Origin of the sequence: Inquilinus sp. 2KB_23, assembly GCF_052115705.1 — a bacterium.
Taxonomy (GTDB): Bacteria; Pseudomonadota; Alphaproteobacteria; order DSM-16000; family Inquilinaceae; genus Inquilinus; species Inquilinus ginsengisoli_A.
The window spans coordinates 22,251-42,456 of the sequence record NZ_JBFRHF010000008.1 but is presented as its reverse complement, the minus strand read 5'-3'; the positions used below and the strand labels follow the sequence as shown (position 1 = coordinate 42,456).

Here is a 20,206-nt window from a genome sequence, read left to right as displayed (position 1 = left end):
ACCGGTTGGCGCGAGTCGGCTGGTGGTGGTGTCGAGAACCGGCGCGCGGCGGACATGGTCGTCCGTGAGCACCGGAAGCGGAGACACCGCCATCAGACGGCCGCGCCGGCCCGTTTCCAAGCGGTCTCTCAGAAGTCGATGGAGGTCTTCAGGCCAAGCACCAGGACGTCGTCGTTGTGGCTCGTGCCGCCGGGAAGCCGGATGTACTGGATGTTGGGGCGCGCCATCAGCCAGTCGGTCGCCTGCAGGCCATAGTAGAGCTCGAAGGCGTATTCGGAATCCTGCACGGCCACGGGGCCGAGCCCGGCATTGTTCAGCAGCCTTTGGCCCTTGGCCACGCGGTCGTTGACATGGGTCCGCCCGAAGGCGAAGCCGATCTCGTCCTTCGGCCGGGCATCGAAGGGGCCGGTGTAGATCAGGCCGACGGCGATCTGGTTGTCGATCGTCGAGGTCCGCTGGTCGGCGACGGTGGCGTTGAGGAACAGGCTCAGACCCCGGTCGGGATTGTCGGGATCGGGGCGCGTGACCTGCTGCAGGAAGTTGATGTAGGCCCCGTACCGGCCATGCCGGTCCTCGAACGGCCGGCCGGTGAGGACCTCGGGGTTGCCGTCGTCATCGGTGAACACGTCGTTCGCGGTCGAGGTGTCGTACCAGGCGCCGAATTTGTAGCTGCCGGGAAGCTGGGCCGGGCCGAGCGTCGGGGTCCAGCCGACCTCGACCGGGACCATGACGCCCGTGGTGCCGGACGGGTTGTTCGGCAGCACCGCCTGGTCGACGTTCAGGAAGCCCGGGTTCATCTGGTAGGCGCCGGACTGGACATAGCCGAAGCCGGGGATGTTGACCTTCACGCGGGTGGCCCACTGGCTGACCGGCCAGTTGTACCAGTAGTTGCCGACCAGGTTGCCCGGCTGAGAACCGCAGAAGGTCAGGTTCTGGAACTTGCAGCTGAAGCTGGCGAAATCCTCGCCGACGGTCAGCCGGCCGATCTTCCAGTCCAGCGCGCCGGAGAAGTACTTCTGATTGTACCAGAACTGGGTGAGGCGCCAGGTCTGGCCGCGGCCGAACACCTCCTGGACCTGCTGCAGCGTGCCGAGCTGGGCGTCGTCGCTCAGGTTCCGGCCGTTGCGGTCGGTGATGGTCAGCTGGATCTTCGCGTCATGGGCCCCCAGCAGGCGGTCGAGGTCGAAGGTGGCGCCGAACGACAGCTGGTCGTCGTAGCTCAGCTGGTTCTTGGTGCCGCCCGCCGCGTTGTAGCCGAGCTCGGAGGTGTAGCCGAACTGGAAGTCGATTCCGGCCTGCTGGAGATCCGTGCGAACGCCGCCCCAATCCCCGGTGAGCTTTCCCTTTCCGGCATCGTCGGCGAACGCGGCACCGCTGGGCGCGAGACTCGCGAACAGCAGCACGCTGATTGCCATGCGCAACTTCAAGCTGGGGTCTCCCTGGTCGGCTTGGCGGCATATTGCGCCCCTTCGGCCGCAAACGTCATCAGGCCGCCCCTCGGACCGGTTGCCGCACCATCGGGCATCGGACTGCCGGTCACGGCGCCGGCTTGCGGCCGATCAGCCAGATCAGGTACGGCGCGCCGATCAGCGACGCGAACGGGCCGATCAACCGCCCTGCGGCGGCCGGTTCAGCCGGCCGGTGCCGCCCACGCCCGGACCCCGGCGACGATGTCGAAGGACCGGCGCCGTGCCTCCTGGTCATGGACGAAGGACAGGATGGCCAGCTCGTCGGCGTCGGTCCTGGCGATCAGGGCCTCGATCCCGTCGCGCACCGTCTCGCGCGACCCGACGATGGCGTAGGGCATCATCCGTTGCAGCAGGGCCTGATCATCAGGGTCCGCGAAGGCCATCGGGTCGTCCGTCGGCGGCGGCAGCCAGCTGGGCCGGCCGCGCAGCAGGGCGATCGCGGCCTGCTGAATCGAGGTCATCAGGCGCCGCGCCGCCCGGTCGGTCTCGGCGGCGACGATCAGGGCGCTGACCATCAGATGCGGCCGGGCCAGCGCCGCCGACGGCCGGAAGCCCGACCGGTAGATCCTGACCGCGGCATCCAGCGCGGCCGGCGCGATATGGGCGGCGAAGGCGAAGGGCAGCCCCAGTGCCGCCGCCTCCCCCGCCGAAAAGCCGGAGGAGCCGAGCAGCCAGACCGGCACGTCCACATCGGCGCCCGGCGCGGCCCGGACGCCCTGCGCCGACCCGGCCTCGCCGAAATAGGATTGCAGTTCGCGCACATCGGCGGGGAAGCGGTCGCGGGCGTCCGGCCGCTGGCGCAGGGCGCGCAGGGTGGCCTCGTCGCCCGGGGCGGTGCCGGAAGCGCGGCCCAGCCCGAGATCGATCCGGCCGGGGTAGAGTGCCGCCAGCGTGCCGAACTGTTCGGCGACCATCAGCGGCGGGTGGTTCGGCAGCATGATGCCGCCGGAGCCGACGCGGAGGGTCGAGGTCTGCCCGGCGATATGGCCGATGACCACCGAGGTCGCAGCGCTGGCGACGATCGCCGCGCCATGGTGTTCGGCCAGCCAGAACCGCTTGAAGCCGAGCGTCTCGACATGGCGGGCGAGGTCCACGGCCTGTTGCAGCGCCTCCCGCGGCGTCTCCCCGGCGCGCACCGGCGCCCAGTCGAGCACCGAGATCGGGATGGATCGGTCGCCTGCCATGCCGGAGCCTCTCAATTGCGCGACCCGTTTCCAGGGACGGTCGCCACACCGCCGCGCGTCGGTCCGCGTCGCCGACCGGATTGCATGCACGGCGTTACCGGCTGATGTCCGCGCTGCGGAAAGGCGTTACTGCCGTAACAAGCCGCTCGTGCCGAGAGCTTCCGATCGGCCGCGCGATCAATCGGCTTCGTGCACCAACAGCGACGCCAGTTCCGGCGGGAAGAACAGGCCCTGCGGCGTGCCCTGATCGATCACCAGGCCACGACGAAAGCAGCGAGCACGACGCCGCCGGCGATCGCGGCGATCCAGGCCAGCGCGTGGGGGTTGACCGCCAGCCAGTCGCGCCAGCCGTCCAGGAACCGGCGCTCGGGTTGCGGCGTTGCCGTCGGCCCGGACGGCACCTGCGGGCGAGGCTCGGCCGACGCCCCCTCCCCGGCCGGGATCGCCGTGGACGAACCCGGCGAAGGAGGGTTGGCGACGGCACCGGCGGCATCCCGGACCAGGGCGGCGGCAAGCTCGTCCGGGTCCACGGCCACGACCTGGACCGTCTCTCCGGTCCCCGGCCGTCCGGCCAGGCGGATCATCGTCGCGATCCGCCGGTAGGCCGGCGGCGACGTGCCGTCGATCCACTCCTCGTCGGTCTCAACCTCGTAGCTGCCCGGCGGCTGCACGCCGTCGATGCCGCTCAGCACGAAGGGATGCGCGAAGACTGCGGTGGTGGTGATGGTGCGCATGGTCATCGCGAATCCCTCGGTCTCGCCGCCATCCCGGCGTGCTAGGTGGCGGCGCGCATCACGGCGTAGAGGGCGATCAGCACGATCAGGCCGAGCGGGATGATCACGGGGGGAACGAACCAGGCTTTCATGATGCAATCCTCCCGAGGCCCGGCAACGGCGCCGCCGGCGCGGCGACTGTCTCCACCTTCGGCTTCCAGGTCGCGGCCCGGCGCTGTGCCCGCGCGATCTCCAGCACGGTCAGATGCGCAGCGGCCCGCTCATATCCCGCCTGGGCGCTCTGCTGCTGGGCGCCGGACAGCCCCTTGGCCGCGATCACGAACCACATGCAGGCCTTCACCGCGTCTTTCGAGACCTCGGGGTCTTCACCGTAGATCTCGGCCAGCCGGCCCTGGGCCCGGTGCAGCCCCTGCGACGCCGCGCGGGTCAGCCATTTGATCGCCTCCGCCCGCCTGTCCTCCAGGGCGTAGCCGTTGTCGTCCTCGCGGTTGCCGTAGAGGACACCGAGGTTGAACTGGGCAGCGGCGTCCCCCTGCTCGGCATCGCGCTGCAGGCGCTTCATGCTGTCGATCCTCATGGAGGTCACCTCTGTGCTGGCGCATGGCACCCACGCCCGGACCAGCCGGGCGGTGCGACGCGCAATGTGCGGAAACCGCAAAACCGATCCCGCCGAGCCGCGGGGCCTTCTGGGTCAAGCAAGAGTCCGTCGACGCAATCGAACGCGGACGGCCTCGACGATCCCAGCGGCGAGCGCGCGCCGCTGTCCTGCAAACCACCTGTCAAACATGGTGTCGACCCGGCCCGATTACGATGGGAAGCCATGCCGCGCCCCTTCGGTCCGGCCGTATTTGCAGCGCTTCCTCACTGGATCGCATAAAAAATCCCATCCTCCTGCTACATAATCTGCCGTACAATCCAGTACACCATTTGATATTATTGGAATCTCTTGAATTTTCTTCGAAAGAGTACCATTTCAATTAAATCCGAAATCGATCCCTCAATTTGTCTTTACATAGACAAAATTTGGCGCGAAGCTGGGATCTTCTTATCCGGACATGCGATTTCGGCGGCCGTGAATTTCGCGGGCCCGCAAAACCTATGTTTGCAAAATGAGGTCTCATGACCACAGGAACCGTGAAGTGGTTCGATGCCCGGAAGGGGTTCGGCTTCATTGCCTTGGATGAAGGCGGCAGCGACGCCTTCGCCCATGTCAGCGCCGTGGAGCGCTCCGGCCTCGGCCACCTCCGCGACGGCCAGAAGCTGGATTTCGACCTGGTCGCCGACCGCAAGACCGGCAAGTCATCCGCCGACAATCTCAAGGCCCTGGACTGATCGCGCCGCCGGCGCCCATCGCCCCGCAAAACGCGGTCGCTTCACGCCTCACCCACCGCCCCCGATCGATCGGGTGCACAGGAGATCTCATGGCCAAGAGCCAGAAACGCAGCAATCGGGAAATCCGCAAGCCGAAGGCACCAAAGCCAATCGCCGCAGTTACCACAGGGTCGCTGTTGACCAAGGCGGCGCCGCCCCCGGCGCCCTTGCCCAAAAAGAAGAAGGGCTGAGGCGCGGGGGCATCGAGCCCGCCCAGTCCCCGATCCGGCATGGGCCGAGATCGCCCCTTTCTCACCGGGGCAGCGGCGGTTTCGCCAGCCTGCCCGATGGAGGCCCGCCGTGACCCAGCTGACCCGCCTGGCCTTCATCGGCAACTCGCTGCCGCGCCGCTGCGGCATCGCTACCTTCACCACCGACCTGCAGCAGGCAGTGTCGGCGTCGAGCGCGGAGGTCGAGGCCTCGATCGTGGCGATGAGCGACCACGGCCACAGCTACGACTATCCCGCCGCCGTCCGCCTGCAGGTCGGCGACGAGAAGATCGAAGACTATGTCCGCGCCGCCGATTTCCTGAACGCCGGCCAGTTCGACGTGGTCTCGCTGCAGCATGAGTTCGGCATCTTCGGCGGCGAGGCCGGCGGCCACATCCTGGCGCTGCTGTCGCGGCTGACCATGCCGATCGTCACCACGCTGCACACGGTGCTGGCGGAACCGACCCCGGTGCAGCGCCGCGTCCTGAACCGGATCATCGACCTGTCGTCCAGGGTCGTGGTCATGGCCGAGAAGGGCCGCGAGCTGCTGCGCACCGTCTATGCCGTGCCGGCGGACAAGATCGAGGTCATCGCCCACGGCATCCCCGACGTCGCCTTCGTCGAGCCCGACAAGGCCAAGGCCAAGTTCGGCTTCAGCGACCGATCGGTAATCCTGACCTTCGGCCTGTTGTCCCCCAACAAGGGCATCGAAGTCATGATCGACGCCATGCCGACGATCCTGGAGAGCCGGGCCGACGCGGTCTATGTCGTGCTCGGCGCGACCCATCCCAACCTGGTCCGCGACCAGGGCGAGGCCTATCGCGAGAGCCTGGTGGCGCGGGTGCGGGACCGCGGCGTCGAGGACAATGTCGTGCTGCTCGACCAGTTCGTCGACCGCACCACGCTGCTCGACTACATCGCCATGTCCGACGTCTACGTCACGCCCTATCTCAGCGAGGCGCAGATGACCTCGGGCACCCTGGCCTACAGCTTCGGGCTGGGCAAGGCAGTGGTGTCGACGCCCTACTGGCACGCCCAGGAGCTGCTGGCCGACGGCCGCGGCCTCCTGGTGCCGTTCGGCGATGCCGAGACCATCGGCCGCGAGATCGCGGAGCTGCTGACCGACGACGACCGGCGGCAGGCGATGCGCAAGCGCGCCTATGCCAGCAGCCGGTCGATGACCTGGGCGCGGACCGCGGAGCGCTACCTCGCCACCTTCGAACGCGCCCGGCGCGGACAGCGCCTGCGGGTGATCGAGCGGCCCGACCAGTTCGTGCCCTCGACCGACGGCGTCGCCACGCCGGAGATGCAGATCGGCCATTTCCTGTCGATGTGCGACGACACCGGGCTGTTCCAGCATGCGGTCCATTCGGTGCCCGACCGGTCCCATGGCTACTGCGTCGACGACAATGCCCGCGCGCTGCTGGTGGCCTGCGCGCTGAACAACCCCCGCGACCCGCGCCTGCCCGAGCCGCTGATCGCCCGGCTGGCCGGCTTCGTCCAGCATGCCTGGAACCCCGACACCCGGCGGTTCCGGAACTTCATGAGCTTCGACCGGCGCTGGCTCGAGGACACCGGTTCGGAGGACAGCCACGGGCGGACGCTGTGGGCCCTGGGCGAATGCGCCCGCAGCGACACCAGCACCTCGCGGCGACGCTGGGCCATCGCCCTGTTCGCCGAGGCGCTGCCGACGGTCGAGGGCTTCCGGTCGCCCCGGGCCTGGGCCTTCACGCTGCTGGGGCTGGACGCCTATTGCGCGGTGGTCGCCGAGGACACCCTGGCCGAGCGGGTTCGCCACGACCTCGCCGACCGGCTGATGGCCCTCCTGGCGGCGGTCGAGGCCCCGGATTGGGTGTGGTTCGAGGACGGGCTGGCCTATGACAATGCCCGCCTGCCCCAGGCCCTGATCGCCACCGGCATGTCGACCCATGCGCCCGCCTATGTCGATGCCGGCCTGCGGTCCCTGCGCTGGCTGATGGGGCTGCAGACCACGCCCGCCGGCCTGTTCCGGCCGGTCGGTTCGGCCAGCTTCGGCACCGGGCGGGCAGCGCCGCAAGCCTTCGACCAGCAGCCGCTGGAGGCCACCGCGACGATCTCGGCCTGCCTGGCGGCGTGGCGCGCCGATGGCGATGCGGCGTGGAAGGCCGATGCGGCCCGCGCCTTCGCCTGGTTCCTCGGCGGCAACGACCTGTCCCTGTCGCTGGTCGACCTGGAGACCGGCAGCTGCCGCGACGGCCTGCATCCCGACCGCCTGAATGAAAATCGCGGTGGCGAGTCCGTTGTGTCCTATCTTCTCGGTCTTTCGGAGATTCGCCAGATCGCGCGTCTCAGCGACGGCCGCACCAAATTCGTGCCGCGGCTGGCGTAGCATCGTGAACGCCCCGGGGGTTCCCCCCATGAAAGCCGAGGTTGCCTTGTCGCAAGCCACGTTCCTGAACCGGCAGGCCCTCTATCTGCGTCCGGACCCGGCCCGGGTGGTGGTGCGCCCGTTCGGGCCGACGGCCCAGCCGCGGGACCTGAACCCCACCGAAAAGACCCGGGCGAACCATGTCGTCGACCGGGTCCTGTCGCTCGCCCCCGAGACGGCGGCCAGCCTGATGGCTGAGGTTCTGGAGAACTTCCAGGGCCGCCACCGCCACCTGCTGGAGACCTTCGAGGCGCGCGCCGACGACATGGAGGACGCGTTCGCCAGCCATTCGCTGTTCACCCGGGTGCAGCGCCAGCTGGTCGGCGCCTTTTTCATGCACGAGTACTCCTTCGAGGCGGCGGCGCTGTTCAACCCCAGCATCGTCGCCCACCCCGACCAGACCGGCGCGCCGGAAGGCGGGCGGCGCTTCATCCTGAGCCTTCGCGCCGTCGGCGAGGGCCATGTCTCGTCCCTGACCTTCCGCTCGGGGACGATCGCCGCCGACGGCAGCGTGGCGGTCGACCCGTCGGCCCGTCTGGCATCGATCCCCAAGGTCCGCAGCCGGACGCCCGGCCCCGATGGCGACGTCGTCGAACTGGTCTTCCCGCCGGACGAGGACATCAGCGAACGGGTGATCTTTCCCGTCACCGAGTCCCAGTCGAACGGCATCGAGGATGCCCGTTTCGTCGAGTTCGACGAGGGCGGGCGCCGGGTGTTCTACGCCACCTACACCGCCTATAGCGGCCGGGCGATCCGGTCCGAATTGATCGAGACCACCGACTTCGTCTCGTTCAGGATGACGCCGCTGCGGGGCTCCGCCTCGCACAACAAGGGCATGGCCCTGTTCCCGCGCCGGATCGACGGCCGCTATGCCATGATCAGCCGGCAGGACAACGAGAACCTGTATCTGATCACCTCGGACGACCTCCACACCTGGGACGGCGGCGTGCCGGTGCTGAAGCCGCAATTCCCCTGGGAGTTCATGCAGATGGGCAATTGCGGGGCGCCGATCGAGCTGGACGAGGGCTGGCTGCTGCTGACCCACGGCGTCGGCCCGGTGCGGAAATACTCGATCGGGGCGGCCCTGCTGGACAAGGCGGACCCGTCCAAGGTCCTGGCCCGGTCGCGCGAGCCGCTGGTCCGGCCGGAACCGTCGGAGCGCGAAGGCTACGTCCCCAACGTCGTCTACACCTGCGGCGCGATGCGGCTGCACGACCGGATCATCCTGCCCTACGCCGTCTCGGACACCTTCTCCAACTTCGCGACGATCAAGATCGCCGCCCTGCTGGGCACCATGGAGGGCTGACCGCCAGCCTCCCCTTCCCCGGTCCGGCCCTGATATAGGTTGGGCGACGGCATAGGATCGGGGAGGCAGGGATGGACGGACGGGATTTCGCGGGGCGGCGGGTGCTGGTGACCGGCGCCGGCAAGGGCATCGGCCGGGCCACGGCGGTGATGCTGCACCGGCGCGGCGCCGAGGTGATCGCCGCCACCCGCAGCGCCGAGGACCTCAAGGAACTGGCGGCGGAGATCGGCTGCCGCACCATCGCGGTCGACCTCGGCGACCCCGAGGCCACCCGTCGGGCGGCGATCGCGGCGCTGCCCGTCGACGCCCTGGTCAACTGCGCCGGAACCACCACGCTGGAATCCTTCCTCGACACCTCGGTCGACAGCTTCGACGCGATCATGGCGGTGAACGCCCGGGCGCCGATGATCGTGGCGCAGGAGGTCGCGCGGGATATGATCCGCCGCGGCCGCCCCGGCGCCATCGTCAACGTCTCCAGCGTGTCCTCGGCGATCGGCCTGCCCGACCACACCGCTTATTGCGCCTCGAAGGGCGCGCTCGACGCCATCACCCGGGTGATGGCGGTGGAGCTGGGGCCGCACGGCATCCGCACCAACAGCGTCAATCCGGTGGTGACCCTGACGCCGATGGCGGTGAAGGCCTGGAGCGATCCGGCCAAATCCGGCCCGATGCTGGGCCGCATCCCGCTCGGCCGCTTCGCCCAGCCGGACGACGTGGCCGAGGTCATCCTCTACCTGCTGGGCGACGCCGCGGCGATGATGAACGGCGCCATCGTCCCGGTCGATGGCGGCTTCCTGGCGACCTGAATCGGATCTAGGAGATCACGCCTTCGATCGCCGGCGCCACTTGTCCGGCCTCCCGCCGCGGGAAGTCGATCGGGGCGCGCAGCTGGAGCAGCAGCCGTCGCAAAGATGAAGGCCGCCATCWGGGTGTGATGGCGGCCTTCCGGGTCGCGCGATGGGCCTCCCGTCCGGGCCTTACGCCGCCGGGCTGTCCCAGTCGGTCGAGACGGCGAGGTCGCGCCATTCCGCCAGCTCGGCGGCCACCTTGGCGTTCTTCTGCGCGATCACCGCCACCGTGTCGGTGCCGAAGGGCATGCGCAGCGGCGGGTTCGGCGCGTTCACCAGCGCGATCATCGCCTTGGCCAGCTTGTGCGGATCGCCCGGCTGGGCGTGGTTGGCGCCGGCGGCGAAGCTGCGCATGGCGCCGACCGTCTCGGCATAGTCCTCGATCTCCAGCTCGGTCTTCACCAGCGACTGGTCGTCCAGGAAGTCGGTGCGGAAGAAGCCCGGCTCGACCACCGTGGCCCGGATGCCCAGCGGCGCCAGCTCGGTCGCCAGGGCCTCGGTCAGCCCCTCGACCGCGAATTTGGTGGCGCAGTAGACGCCCCAGCCGGGATAGGAGCCGTAGCCGCCGATCGACGAGATGTTGATGACATGGCCGGAGCGCTGGCGCCGCATGTGCGGCAGCACGGCACGGGTGACGGCCAGCAGGCCGAAGACATTGGTGCCGAACAGCCGCTCGACCTCCTGCGCCCCCGATTCCTCGACCGCGCCCAGCAGGCCGTAGCCGGCATTGTTGAGCAGGATGTCGATCCGGCCGAAGCGCTTCACCGCCTGTTCGACCGCGGCGTGGGCCTGGTCTTCCTGGGTGACGTCCAGCTTGACCGGCAACAGGTTGGGCTGGTCGCCGAAGCGGGCCGCCACCGTCGCCGGGTCCCGCGCCGTGGCCACGACCGCATCGCCGGCGGCCAGGGCCTGTTCCGTGATCAGGGCGCCGAAGCCGCGCGACGCACCGGTGATGAACCAGACACGCATGATGTTTCTCCTCGTCTGCCCGGTCGCGGGATGCGGCGTCGTGGGCCTGATGAAGAAACGCTACCGCCTCGCAGCTCATGAAATAATCGTGTAAATCTGCATCGAGATCATGAGATGATCTCATCAATGAAGCGGATCGATCCGGCCGACCTGTCGGTCTTCCTGGCCATCGCCACCCATCGCAGCTTTCGCCGCGCCGCCGTGGAGCTGGGCGTCACGCCCTCGGCGCTGAGCCACGCCCTGCGCGCAATCGAGGAGCGGTTGGACCTTCGCTTGGTCAACCGCACCACCCGCAGCGTCGCGCTGACCGAGGCGGGCGAGCGGCTGTTCGCCCGGATCCGGCCCGCCTTCCGCGACATCGACGATGCGATCGAGGATCTGAACCTGTTCCGCGGCGCCCCGGCGGGCACGCTGCGGCTGAACGCGTCGCGCGCCGCCACCCGGCTGGTGCTGCTGCCGATCGTCACCCGCTTCCAGCGCGCCTACCCCGATGTGCGGGTCGAGGTGGTGGCGGACGATGCGCTGAGCGATGTGGTGTCGGCCGGCTTCGACGCCGGGGTGCGCTTAGGCGAGGTCATCGCCGCCGACATGATCGCCACCGCGATCGGCCCGCGGCACCGCTTCGCCATCGTCGGATCGCCCGAGCATTTCGGGCGTCATCCGGTGCCGGCCACGCCGCACGACCTGCGCGGGCAGCCCTGCATCCGCTACCGCTTCCACAGCGGCGCGCTCTATGCCTGGGAGTTCGAGCGCGGCGGCATCGAGCTGGAGGTCGAGGTCGATGGCCCCCTGACCCTGAGCGACCAGGACCTGATGATCGACGCGGCGCTGGCCGGCGCCGGCCTGGCCTATCTGTTCGAGCAGCAGGTCGAAGGGCTGCTGTCCGAAGGCCGGCTGGTCCGTGTGCTGCAGGATTGGTGCCCGGCCTATCCGGGCTTCTTCCTGTACTATCCCGGGCGGCGGCAGCTGCCGGCCGCGCTGCGCGCCTTCATCGACTTCGCCCGCAAGCCGTCGCCGGCCACGGCGCCATTTTGAAGTTTGGCTTCAGGGCCTATTGAGGATTGCACCGGTTACCACGGCAGTGCGGTGAGCCCAGATATGTCCTGCATGACAGGAGAGTCACCATGAGCGCCCCGAAGACCTTCTTCATCACCGGTGTCAGTTCGGGCTTCGGCCGGGCGCTGGCGACCGAGGCTCTGGCCGCCGGCCACCGTGTCGCCGGCACGCTGCGCAACGAGGCCGCGCGCGCCGAATTCGACGCGCTGAGCCCCGGCCGGTCCGTCGGCGTGCTGCTTGACGTCACCGACACCGCAGCCATCGCACCGGCGGTCGAAAAGGTCGAGGCCGCAATCGGGCCGATCGACGTGTTGGTCAACAATGCCGGCTACGGCCATGAGGGCACGGTCGAGGAATCGCCCCTCGACGACCTGCGCCGCCAGTTCGACGTCAACGTCTTCGGCGCCGTTGCCGTGATCCAGGCCGTGCTGCCCTTCATGCGCACGCGCCGCAGCGGCCACATCGTCAACATCACCTCGATGGGCGGCATCATCACCTTTCCCGGCATTGCCTTCTATCACGGCAGCAAATTCGCCCTCGAGGGCATCTCCGAATCCCTGGGCAAGGAGGTGAAGGGCTTCGGCATCGCCGTCACCGCGGTCGAGCCGGGCGGGTTCCGCACCGACTGGGCCGGCCGGTCGATGGTGCGGGCGGCGCACACCATCACCGATTATGACGAGGTGTTCGGAACCCAGCGCGCCGCCCGCCAAGCCCGCAACGGCAAGCAGTCGGGCGACCCGGCCAAGGCCGCGCGGGCCATCCTGCAGCTGGTCGAGGCCAAGGATCCGCCGGCCCATCTGCTGCTGGGCCCCGACGCGGTCAAGCTGGTGGGTGAAAAGCTGACGGCGCTGCAGGCGGAGCTGAAGGCCTGGGAACAGGTCTCGCTTTCGACCGATTTCGACTGAACGAGTCTGAGATCAAAGACATCCCCGCCGCCGCCGGGATCGCGCTGTCGGACGAGGAGTTCGCGGCGCTCGACCGCGAAGGCCGCAAGGCGCTCCGGCAGGCCTGAGGCCCGACGCCGTCACGGCGCCTCGTGGCAGACCGCCTCGATGTTGTGGCCGTCGGGGTCGAGGACAAAGGCGCCGTAATAGTCGGGATGGTAATGCGGCCGCAGCCCCGGCCCCCCATTGTCGCAGCCGCCGGCGGCCAGCGCCGCCTGGTGGAAGCGGTCGACGGCGGGCCGGTCCGGCACCACGAAGGCGACATGGGTGCCGGTGATGGCGGCGTCCTTCAGCCCGATCCAGAAGAACGCCTTGCGGCCGACGCCGTAGCCGGCGAAGGCCTCGCCCTCGGCATACAGCCTGACGATGCCGATCGCCGCCAGCGCCTGGTCGTAGAAGGCCTTCGACCGCTCGATGTCGCCGACCCCGATGGTCACGTGATCCAGCATCCTGCCCTCCTCGTCGATCCTACAATCCCCACAGCCCGGCCTCGAAGCGCCAGGCCGAAACCTCGAGATCGCCGCCCGGCACCGCCAGCGCCCCGGCCGCGCCGTCGATCGGCGGCAGGTCGACCAGGTGCCAGCCGGCCGCCGCCTCCAGCTTCGGCGGCAGCAGCGGCCGGCTGATCCCCAGCGACGGTTCGGGGCTGACGCCGAAGCTGGCGAAGTCGATGGAGAAGCCGAGGCCGAGGCCCTTCGACAGCGCTTCCTTGCGGGTCCAGATCGCGTAGAAGGCGGCGGTCAGCGCGGGGCCGGACAGGGCAGCCAGCGCCGCCCGCTCCGCCGCCGAATAGACCATGCTGGCCACCTCGATCGGCGGCGGATCCGAGACCAGCTCGACATCGACGCCGACATCGATGCCGCGCGCCATCGCGACCAGCGCCCAGTCGCCGCTGTGCGAGAGATTGAATCGCAGGTCGCCGCCGCCGGAGTCAGGGCCGACCAGCTCCGGCTTGCCCCAGGCGTTCTGGCCGAAGCGCAGCTGGTCGCCCGGCACCCCGAGGGCGCGGCCGAGCAGCAGCCGCACCGCGGCATGGGCAGCGACATGGCGGGCGCGCATCAGTTCGGTGCGGAAGCCCTCGGCGCGCCGGCGCTCGGCCGGCGACAGCAAGGCAAGGCCGGCGCGCGGGTCGCGGTCAGTGCGCAGCCGCCAGACCTGGACCTGGCCCGGCGCCAGTTCGGGGAACCCCGACGGCATCGCCCAGATATCGGGGATCATTCCCCCTCCTCGAGTGCCGCCCGGTCACAGACCAATTCGGAACGCCTCCCCGCCCCTAAGCTGTCATGCCACGGCTTGACCGTGGCATCCAGGGCGGCCAGAGCCGCTCTCGACGGCCCCTGGATTGCCCGGTCAAGCCGGGCAATGACAGAAAGGAGGATCCGACAAAGCGATATCAGCGCCCCGCCGCCTCCCTCACTCCCCGTAGGGCAACCAGATGTTCTTGACCTGGGTGGCCCGCCGCAGATAGTCGCGGCCCTGCCCTTCGGCATCCGACAGCCAGTCGCGCCGGCGGCCCTGGTTGGTCCAGGTAGCCTTAAGGTTGCCGGCGCTGGCCTTCTCGACCGCCGCCCCGCCATCGGCCGGGCCGGCATACCAGAGGGCGGCGATATCGTCATGCTCGGCCAGGGTCTTGGCCAGGACGTCGCGCTCACCGGTGACGATGTTGACCACGCCGTCCGGCACGTCGGAGGTGTCGAGCACCTGGTACAGATCGGTCGCCACCAGCGGGTGGCGCGGCGACGGCACCGCCACCACCCGGTTGCCCATGGCGATCGCCGGCACCACCAGCGACACGAAGCCGAGCAGCGGCGCCTCGTCCGGGCACAGGATGCCCATCACGCCCCAGGGCTCGTTCATCGCCAGCGTCACCTGCCGGGCGCGGGCGTCATGCACCTGGCCGTCATATTTGTCGGCGAAGCCGGCGTAGAAGAAGACCCGCCGCACCGCGGCCTCGACCTCGGCCGAAGCGGCCTTCGCCGTGGCGCCGGTCATGGCGGTCAGGCGATGCGCGAACTCCTCGGACCGCGCGGCCAGGTTCTCGGCCAGGAAGTACAGCACCTGGGCCCGGTTGTGCCCGGCCAGGCCGCCCCAGCCGGTGGCCTTGTGCGCCGCCTCGACCGCGTTGCGGATGTCCTTGCGGTTGCCGAGGCCGACCTGGCCCAGCACACGCCCCTTCGGGTCGGTGACGCCATAGCTGTAGCCGCCATCCGGCCGCGCCTGCTTGCCGCCGACATACAACTTGGCGGTGCGGTCGATGCTGGGCAGGTCGTGGTCACCGCCCAGCGGCACCGCCGCCAGCGGGGCCGCGGCCACCGGCTTCAGCGCCGGCGCATCCTTCTCCCAGCCCGCCACCAGGTATTCGTACAAGCCCTCGCGCCCGCCCTCGCGGCCGAAGCCGCTCTCGCGATAACCGCCGAAGCCGACCGCGGCGTCGAACATGTTGGCGCAGTTGATCCAGACGACGCCGGCCTTCAGCCGCGCCGCGACATGCAGCGCCTGGTTCACCGTCTCCGACCACACCGAGGCGGCGAGGCCGTAGCGGGAGTTGTTGGCCAGCGACACCGCCTCATCCGGCGTGCGGAAGGTCGAGGCCGTCAGCACCGGGCCGAAGATCTCGTCCTGGGCGATGGTCGAGGCCGGCTCGGCCCCGGTGAACAGGGTCGGCGGGAAGTACAGGCCTCCCTTGGGCAGCGTCGCGGAATCCTGCCAACAGGCGGCGCCCTCCGTCTTGCCCAGCTCGACATAGTGCTTGATCCGGTCGAGCTGCACCTGGGCGACGATCGGGCCCATATCGGTCGACTTGTCCAGGGGATCGCCGACCCGCAGCGTCGCCATGCGGCGCTTCAGCTTGTCGTACATCCGGTCGGCCACGCTTTCCTGCACCAGCAGGCGCGACCCGGCGCAGCAGACCTGGCCCTGGTTGAACCAGATCGAATCCACCACGCCTTCGACCGCGGCATCCAGGTCGGCGTCGTCGAACACGATGAAGGGCGACTTGCCGCCCAGCTCCAGCGACAGCTTCTTGCCCGTGCCGGCGGTGGCCTCGCGGATGCGGCGCCCGACCTCGGTCGAACCGGTGAAGGCGATCTTGTCGACATCCGGATGGTCGACGATCAGGGCACCGGTGGCGCCGTCGCCGGTGACGATGTTCAGCACGCCCGGCGGCAGCCCGGCCTCCTGCGCGATCTCGGCGAACAGGAGCGCGGTCAGCGGCGTGAACTCGGCCGGCTTCAGCACCACCGTGTTCCCCGCGGCCAGGGCCGGCGCCACCTTCCACGCCAGCATCAAGAGCGGGAAGTTCCACGGGATGATCTGGCCGCAGACCCCGACCGGGCGGTAGCCGGGGAATTCGGTCTCGACCAGCGAGGCCCAGCCGGCATGGTGGTAGAAATGGCGGGCGACCAGCGGGATGTCGATGTCCCGGCTCTCGCGGATCGGCTTGCCATTGTCCATGGTCTCGATCACGGACAGCAGCCGCTCGCGGCGCTGGACATGGCGGGCCAGGGCGTAGAGGTGGCGGGCGCGCTCGGACCCCGGCAGCGCCGCCCAGCCCTTCTGGGCCCGGCGCGCGGCCTTGACCGCGGCGTCGACATCCTTGGCGGTGCCCTGGGCCACCTGGGCCAGCGGCTTGCTGGTGGCCGGGTTCAGCACCTCGAACCGCCCGCCCTCGGCCGGGGCGACGAACTTGCCGTCGATGAAATGGCCGAAGCCGGCCTCATGCCGCGCCAGCCAGTCGCGGGCGATGCCGCTGTCCTCGGGCGACGGGCCGTAGTCCATGGTGTCGAGAATCTCCGCGATCCGGGGCATGGTCTGGGTCCTCAGGCGGCGGCGTGGCGGTGGCCGGCCGAATAGCGGCCGGTGACGAAATGCTCGAGCTGGCGCTCGACATCGGCGAGCAGCGAGGAGGCGCCGATGCGGAACAGCTCCGGCTCCAGCCAGGGCCGACCCAGCTCCTCCTTCATCAGGATCAGCCAGGCGATGGCATCCTTGGCGGTGCGCAGGCCGCCGGCCGGCTTGAAGCCGACGCCCTCGCCGGTGCGGGCCTGGTAGTCGCGGATGGCGCGCACCATCACCAAGCTGACCGGCAGAGTGGCGTTGACGTCCTCCTTGCCGGTCGAGGTCTTGATGAAGTCGGCGCCGGCCATCATGCAGACCAGGCTGGCGGCCTCGACATTGCGCAGGGTCTTCAGGTCGCCGGTGGCCAGGATGGTCTTCAGATGCGCCTCGCCGCAGGCCTCGCGCATCACCTTGACCTCGTCATAGAGGGCGGCCCAGTCGCGGTTCAGCACCTGGGCCCGGTTGATGACGATGTCGATCTCGGCCGCGCCCTCGCCCACGGCGTAGCGGATCTCGGCCAGGCGCTGCGGCAGCGGCGTCAGCCCGGCCGGAAAGCCGGTGGCGACCGAGGCGACCGGGATGCCGCTGCCGGCCAGCGCCTTGACCGCCGGCGCGACCATGGTCGGGTAGACGCAGACGGCGCCGGTGGTCGGCGGCCGGTCGGCCAGATCAAGCGCCTCGACCAGGTCGTCGCGCAGCGGGCGGCGCGCCTTGGCGCAGAGGCGCTGCACCCGGCCCGGCGTGTCGTCGCCGGCCAGGGTGGTCAGGTCCATGCAGGTGATCGACTTCACCAGCCAGGCGGCCTGGTATTCCTTCTTCACCGAGCGCCGGGTGGTCAGGGTCGCGGCCCGGCGCTCGGCGGCGCTGAGATTGACGCGCGCCGCCTCGACCCAATCCAGCTCCAGCGCCATGCCGGGGTTGCGGTGAGTGTTCCTGACGGCCGTGTCGGCGTCGGCGCGTTGATCAGGCATGGGCGTCTCCACCTAGAAGCTGCGCGGCGGTGGCCGCGTCGGTGACCAGGACATTGATGTAGCGCGCCGCCAGGCAGGCGCGGGCGATCCCGGCCTTGTGGGCGCCGGCGGCGACGCCGATGGCATAGGCCTTGTCGCGCAGCGCCTCGGGCCGCAGCCCGATGGTGCGGGCGTCGAGCTCGGGCGACACGATCCGGCCCTGGGCATCGAGGAAGCGGCCGAGCACGTCGCCGACCGCGCCGGCGCGCTGCAGCGCCGCGATCTCACCGGCATCGAGATAGCCGGAATCGACCAGCACGGAGCGGGTGGTCATCGGCCCCATGCCGAAGCAGGCGACCGGCGCCTTGCGGGCGATGTCGAGGATGCCGGCGATGACGGGGTCTTCTTCCAGCACCGTGCGGGTGGCCGGATTGCCGACGATCGCCGGGACCGGCAGCAGCGTCGCCGAGCCGTTGCCGGCCTCGGCGAAGCCTTCGGCCACGGCGTTGGTGCGGAAGGCGGTGCCGCGGATGTTGGTGGCGCCGTTCATCAGCACCACCTGGACGCCGTCGTTCCAGCGCGGCGGCAGGCGCCGGGCCACGGCGGTCATGGTGCGGCCCCAGGACACGCCGACCAGCGCCGGCCGGGGTGTCAGCGCGGCGAGGTACTGGCCGGCCGCCTGGGCCACCGCGTCGATGGCGATGCCTTCATCGGCGATGCTGTCGCCGGAGGCCGGGCCGGGCACCACGATCGCCTCGCGCAGGCCCCAGCGCGCCTGCAACCGGCTTTCCAGATCCGGCCGGCGCTGGGCCCGCGGAACGATCTCGATCCGGACGATGCCGGTCTCGCGCGCCTCCTGCAGCAGGCGGCCGACCTGCCAGCGGGTCAGGCCGAGTTCCTGCGCGATCTCGCTCTGGTTCCGGTCGAGGTCGTAATAGAGCTTGGCCGCCTGGACCATGAACTGTTCGCGCTGGGCGTCGGAGGTGACGCGATGCCCGAGATCGGCCTGAAGGGTCACGGCGGCGTGTCCGACAACATTTGAGCACTAATTGCTCGAATGAGCGGACGCTACCGCCGCCGGCGGCGGACTGTCAAGCGGCCGGGCGCACCAGCGCCGCCAGGGCTTCGGCCAGGGACGTGGTGCCGCGGCGGATGTCGCCGCCCTCGACCTCGATCCGGCCGGCATTGTGGGCGTCGTAGAGGTCGGTGATCAGCCGGACATAGTCCTCGCTCAGGTAGGCGGCCGCCATCACCTGGTCCCATTGCCCACGCGGCAGGGCCACCGCCTCGACCGGCCGACCGAGCGGCCCGGCCAGCGCCGCCGCGACCTCATATGCGGTGGTGCGCTCCGGTCCCTCGGCGTGGAGGATGCGTGGCGGCGGCCCGGCCGCGTCCAGCAGGTCCGCCGCGATCACCCCGACATCGGCGGCCGAGACGGTGGGGAAGCGCTTGTCCAGCGGGTGATGCAGGCTGGCCAGCACGCCGGTGGCCGTCACGGCGCGCAGCGACCGCGCCCAGTTCTGCATGTGTTCGGCCGAACGCAGGAAGGCGATGCCGGGGATGGCGGCGAGCCGCTGCTCCAGATGATGGAAGATCAGGGTGACGCCGGTGCCGGTGGCGTGCTGGGCGCCGTAGTCCGAGATGGCGACGGTCCGCGGCGGCCGCGCCGCCTCCAACGCCCGGGCCAGGCTGTCGATCGAGACCCGGGCCTCGGCCGCCGCATCGCCGCGCGAGGGGTTGAGCGGGCAGATCGCCAGCACGCCCTCGACGCCCCCCAGCGCAGCGGTCAGCGCCGCCGTGTCACCGATATCGGCCACGGCGATCTCGCAGCCCGCTTCGGCCAGGGCGGCGGCCTTGGCCGGATCGCGGACGATCGCGCGCACCGCTCTGCCCCGCCGCCGCAGTTCCAGGGCCGCGGCCCCGCCGATCCGCCCCGTGGCGCCCATCATAGCGAACATGCTTCGTCTCCCGCTCGGCCCCGGATCGGGGCTCAGATCGGGAAAGACCTTGCCGCGACTCGCACCGAAGGGTCGCGCCGGAACGGACGGCGCAGCGCCGGAACGGACGGCGGCGGCGCGCCTGCCGCGGTCAGGCCGACGACGGTCGCTTCGTCGTCGCCGCTGTAGTCGCCCTGCCACGGGTCCTGGGGGGTTGCGTCGGCCTGACCCTGATCCGCAGGGCCTTGCCCTCCGGCTGGTCGATGTCGAACGCCCCGGTCTTCCGCACGAGATCGCTGAGCTTGCGGTAGCCATAGGTGCGCGGATCGAAGTCGGAGGCGATGTTCGCGAGGCGCTGCCCCACCGCGCCCAATCCGGCCCAGCCATCCTCCGTCTCTGTCTGCGCGATGGCCTTGTTCAGGATGGGAATGGCCGCGGCTGGGGGCTGGAGAGCCTTGGCGGAAGGGCCCTCGTCGAGGGTCGAAACCTCGGCCTCGGGCAGCAGGTTCTCGGTGTAGATGAACCTGCGGCATGCCTGCCGGAAGCTCTCGGGCGTCTTCTGCTCGCCGAACCCGTAGACGTCGGCGCCCTGCTCGCGGAGACGCGACGCCAGGCGCGTGAAATCGCTGTCCGAGGAGACGAGACAGAAACCGTCGAACCGGCCGCTGTGCAACAGGTCCATCGCGTCGATCACCAGGGCGATGTCGGACGCGTTCTTGCCGGTCGTGTAGGCGAATTGCTGGTACGGGTCGATCGCGTATTTCTGCAGGATATCCGCCCATGACTTCAGGCGCGGGCTCGAGAAATCCCCGTAGATCCGCCGGACGCTCGCCTCGCCGAACCTGGCGACTTCCTCGAACAGCCCGGCCGCGATGCGCGGCGACGTGTTGTCGGCATCGATGAGAACGGCAAAGCGGGGCAAGCGGTTTTCGTCTGCCATGTCGGGCACCTCGATGGGGCGGGTTGTGGCCGATCCTGCGCCGTC

19 protein-coding genes are annotated in these 20,206 nt (G+C 69.9%); 7 read left to right on the top strand and 12 right to left on the bottom strand.

The window, feature by feature from the left end:
- Window positions 1-128: 128 nt before the first annotated feature.
- The 4 genes from AB4112_RS12060 to AB4112_RS12045 form a co-directional block, all read right to left on the bottom strand.
- Window positions 129-1,427, bottom strand: a complete 1,299-nt coding sequence (locus tag AB4112_RS12060) for a carbohydrate porin (RefSeq protein WP_441719873.1) — start codon at window positions 1,425-1,427, stop codon at window positions 129-131.
- A gap of 203 nt (window positions 1,428-1,630) precedes the next feature.
- Window positions 1,631-2,653: an LLM class flavin-dependent oxidoreductase gene (locus AB4112_RS12055; RefSeq protein ID WP_309793739.1), complete on the bottom strand. Its 1,023-nt coding sequence runs from the start codon at window positions 2,651-2,653 to the stop codon at window positions 1,631-1,633.
- Between the two features lie 251 nt (window positions 2,654-2,904).
- Window positions 2,905-3,393: a hypothetical protein gene (locus AB4112_RS12050; RefSeq protein ID WP_309793738.1), complete on the bottom strand. Its 489-nt coding sequence runs from the start codon at window positions 3,391-3,393 to the stop codon at window positions 2,905-2,907.
- Between the two features lie 121 nt (window positions 3,394-3,514).
- Entirely contained in the window at window positions 3,515-3,964 is a 450-nt protein-coding gene (locus AB4112_RS12045; RefSeq protein WP_309793737.1) for a tetratricopeptide repeat protein, read from the bottom strand.
- Window positions 3,965-4,506: 542 nt separating this feature from the next.
- Between AB4112_RS12045 and AB4112_RS12040 the strand changes: the two genes are divergently transcribed.
- The 5 genes from AB4112_RS12040 (at window position 4,507) to AB4112_RS12020 (ending at window position 9,486) form a co-directional block, all read left to right on the top strand.
- On the top strand, window positions 4,507-4,719 hold the full coding sequence (locus AB4112_RS12040) for a cold-shock protein (protein WP_441719868.1): 213 nt from the start codon (window positions 4,507-4,509) through the stop codon (window positions 4,717-4,719).
- A gap of 89 nt (window positions 4,720-4,808) precedes the next feature.
- Entirely contained in the window at window positions 4,809-4,949 is a 141-nt protein-coding gene (locus AB4112_RS12035; RefSeq protein WP_309793735.1) for a hypothetical protein, read from the top strand.
- 109 nt (window positions 4,950-5,058) lie between these two features.
- Window positions 5,059-7,335: a glycosyltransferase family 4 protein gene (locus AB4112_RS12030; RefSeq protein ID WP_309793734.1), complete on the top strand. Its 2,277-nt coding sequence runs from the start codon at window positions 5,059-5,061 to the stop codon at window positions 7,333-7,335.
- Between the two features lie 46 nt (window positions 7,336-7,381).
- Window positions 7,382-8,680, top strand: a complete 1,299-nt coding sequence (locus tag AB4112_RS12025) for a glycoside hydrolase family 130 protein (protein WP_441719865.1) — start codon at window positions 7,382-7,384, stop codon at window positions 8,678-8,680.
- Window positions 8,681-8,751: 71 nt separating this feature from the next.
- Window positions 8,752-9,486, top strand: coding sequence for an SDR family oxidoreductase (locus tag AB4112_RS12020; RefSeq protein WP_309793732.1), 735 nt, complete (start codon window positions 8,752-8,754; stop codon window positions 9,484-9,486).
- A gap of 171 nt (window positions 9,487-9,657) precedes the next feature.
- Here the strand turns inward: AB4112_RS12020 and AB4112_RS12015 are convergent, their stop codons facing one another.
- Window positions 9,658-10,497 (bottom strand): oxidoreductase, encoded by an 840-nt coding sequence (locus AB4112_RS12015; protein ID WP_309793731.1) that lies wholly within the window; start codon window positions 10,495-10,497, stop codon window positions 9,658-9,660.
- Between the two features lie 126 nt (window positions 10,498-10,623).
- Between AB4112_RS12015 and AB4112_RS12010 the strand changes: the two genes are divergently transcribed.
- Window positions 10,624-11,532 (top strand): LysR family transcriptional regulator, encoded by a 909-nt coding sequence (locus AB4112_RS12010; RefSeq protein WP_441719861.1) that lies wholly within the window; start codon window positions 10,624-10,626, stop codon window positions 11,530-11,532.
- Between the two features lie 89 nt (window positions 11,533-11,621).
- Window positions 11,622-12,458: an oxidoreductase gene (locus AB4112_RS12005; RefSeq protein WP_441719858.1), complete on the top strand. Its 837-nt coding sequence runs from the start codon at window positions 11,622-11,624 to the stop codon at window positions 12,456-12,458.
- Between the two features lie 119 nt (window positions 12,459-12,577).
- Here AB4112_RS12005 and AB4112_RS12000 read toward each other — a convergent pair whose 3' ends face one another.
- From AB4112_RS12000 to AB4112_RS11970, 7 genes are all read right to left on the bottom strand, one after another.
- Window positions 12,578-12,946 (bottom strand): VOC family protein, encoded by a 369-nt coding sequence (locus AB4112_RS12000; protein WP_309793728.1) that lies wholly within the window; start codon window positions 12,944-12,946, stop codon window positions 12,578-12,580.
- A 19-nt stretch (window positions 12,947-12,965) separates the two neighbouring features.
- Window positions 12,966-13,715 (bottom strand): 4'-phosphopantetheinyl transferase family protein, encoded by a 750-nt coding sequence (locus AB4112_RS11995; protein WP_309793727.1) that lies wholly within the window; start codon window positions 13,713-13,715, stop codon window positions 12,966-12,968.
- Window positions 13,716-13,910: 195 nt separating this feature from the next.
- Window positions 13,911-16,304 carry an aldehyde dehydrogenase family protein gene (locus AB4112_RS11990; protein ID WP_441719855.1) on the bottom strand — a complete coding sequence of 798 codons (2,394 nt, stop codon included), beginning with the start codon at window positions 16,302-16,304 and terminating at the stop codon, window positions 13,911-13,913.
- Window positions 16,305-16,315: 11 nt separating this feature from the next.
- Window positions 16,316-17,305, bottom strand: a complete 990-nt coding sequence (deoC, locus tag AB4112_RS11985; RefSeq protein WP_441719853.1) for a deoxyribose-phosphate aldolase — start codon at window positions 17,303-17,305, stop codon at window positions 16,316-16,318.
- Window positions 17,298-18,302, bottom strand: coding sequence for a sugar-binding transcriptional regulator (locus AB4112_RS11980; RefSeq protein WP_441719850.1), 1,005 nt, complete (start codon window positions 18,300-18,302; stop codon window positions 17,298-17,300). The genes deoC and AB4112_RS11980 overlap by 8 nt, the downstream gene beginning before the upstream one ends.
- A 73-nt stretch (window positions 18,303-18,375) precedes the next feature.
- Window positions 18,376-19,242, bottom strand: coding sequence for an NAD(P)H-binding protein (locus AB4112_RS11975; protein ID WP_441719847.1), 867 nt, complete (start codon window positions 19,240-19,242; stop codon window positions 18,376-18,378).
- Window positions 19,243-19,372: 130 nt separating this feature from the next.
- Complete coding sequence (locus AB4112_RS11970; RefSeq protein WP_309793722.1) at window positions 19,373-20,161, bottom strand: NYN domain-containing protein; 789 nt, start codon at window positions 20,159-20,161, stop codon at window positions 19,373-19,375.
- Window positions 20,162-20,206: the final 45 nt, after the last annotated feature.

Coding starts and splice junctions, on each gene's coding strand:
- AB4112_RS12055 (WP_309793739.1), bottom strand. CDS start 2,653: ATGGCAGGCGACCGATCCATCCCGATCTCGGTGCTCGACTGGGCGCCG.
- AB4112_RS12050 (WP_309793738.1), bottom strand. CDS start 3,393: ATGACCATGCGCACCATCACCACCACCGCAGTCTTCGCGCATCCCTTC.
- AB4112_RS12045 (WP_309793737.1), bottom strand. CDS start 3,964: ATGAGGATCGACAGCATGAAGCGCCTGCAGCGCGATGCCGAGCAGGGG.
- AB4112_RS12040 (WP_441719868.1), top strand. CDS start 4,507: ATGACCACAGGAACCGTGAAGTGGTTCGATGCCCGGAAGGGGTTCGGC.
- AB4112_RS12035 (WP_309793735.1), top strand. CDS start 4,809: ATGGCCAAGAGCCAGAAACGCAGCAATCGGGAAATCCGCAAGCCGAAG.
- AB4112_RS12020 (WP_309793732.1), top strand. CDS start 8,752: ATGGACGGACGGGATTTCGCGGGGCGGCGGGTGCTGGTGACCGGCGCC.
- AB4112_RS12015 (WP_309793731.1), bottom strand. CDS start 10,497: ATGCGTGTCTGGTTCATCACCGGTGCGTCGCGCGGCTTCGGCGCCCTG.
- AB4112_RS12010 (WP_441719861.1), top strand. CDS start 10,624: ATGAAGCGGATCGATCCGGCCGACCTGTCGGTCTTCCTGGCCATCGCC.
- AB4112_RS12005 (WP_441719858.1), top strand. CDS start 11,622: ATGAGCGCCCCGAAGACCTTCTTCATCACCGGTGTCAGTTCGGGCTTC.
- AB4112_RS12000 (WP_309793728.1), bottom strand. CDS start 12,946: ATGCTGGATCACGTGACCATCGGGGTCGGCGACATCGAGCGGTCGAAG.
- AB4112_RS11995 (WP_309793727.1), bottom strand. CDS start 13,715: ATGATCCCCGATATCTGGGCGATGCCGTCGGGGTTCCCCGAACTGGCG.
- AB4112_RS11990 (WP_441719855.1), bottom strand. CDS start 16,304: ATGCCCCGGATCGCGGAGATTCTCGACACCATGGACTACGGCCCGTCG.
- deoC (WP_441719853.1), bottom strand. CDS start 17,305: ATGCCTGATCAACGCGCCGACGCCGACACGGCCGTCAGGAACACTCAC.
- AB4112_RS11975 (WP_441719847.1), bottom strand. CDS start 19,242: ATGTTCGCTATGATGGGCGCCACGGGGCGGATCGGCGGGGCCGCGGCC.
- AB4112_RS11970 (WP_309793722.1), bottom strand. CDS start 20,161: ATGGCAGACGAAAACCGCTTGCCCCGCTTTGCCGTTCTCATCGATGCC.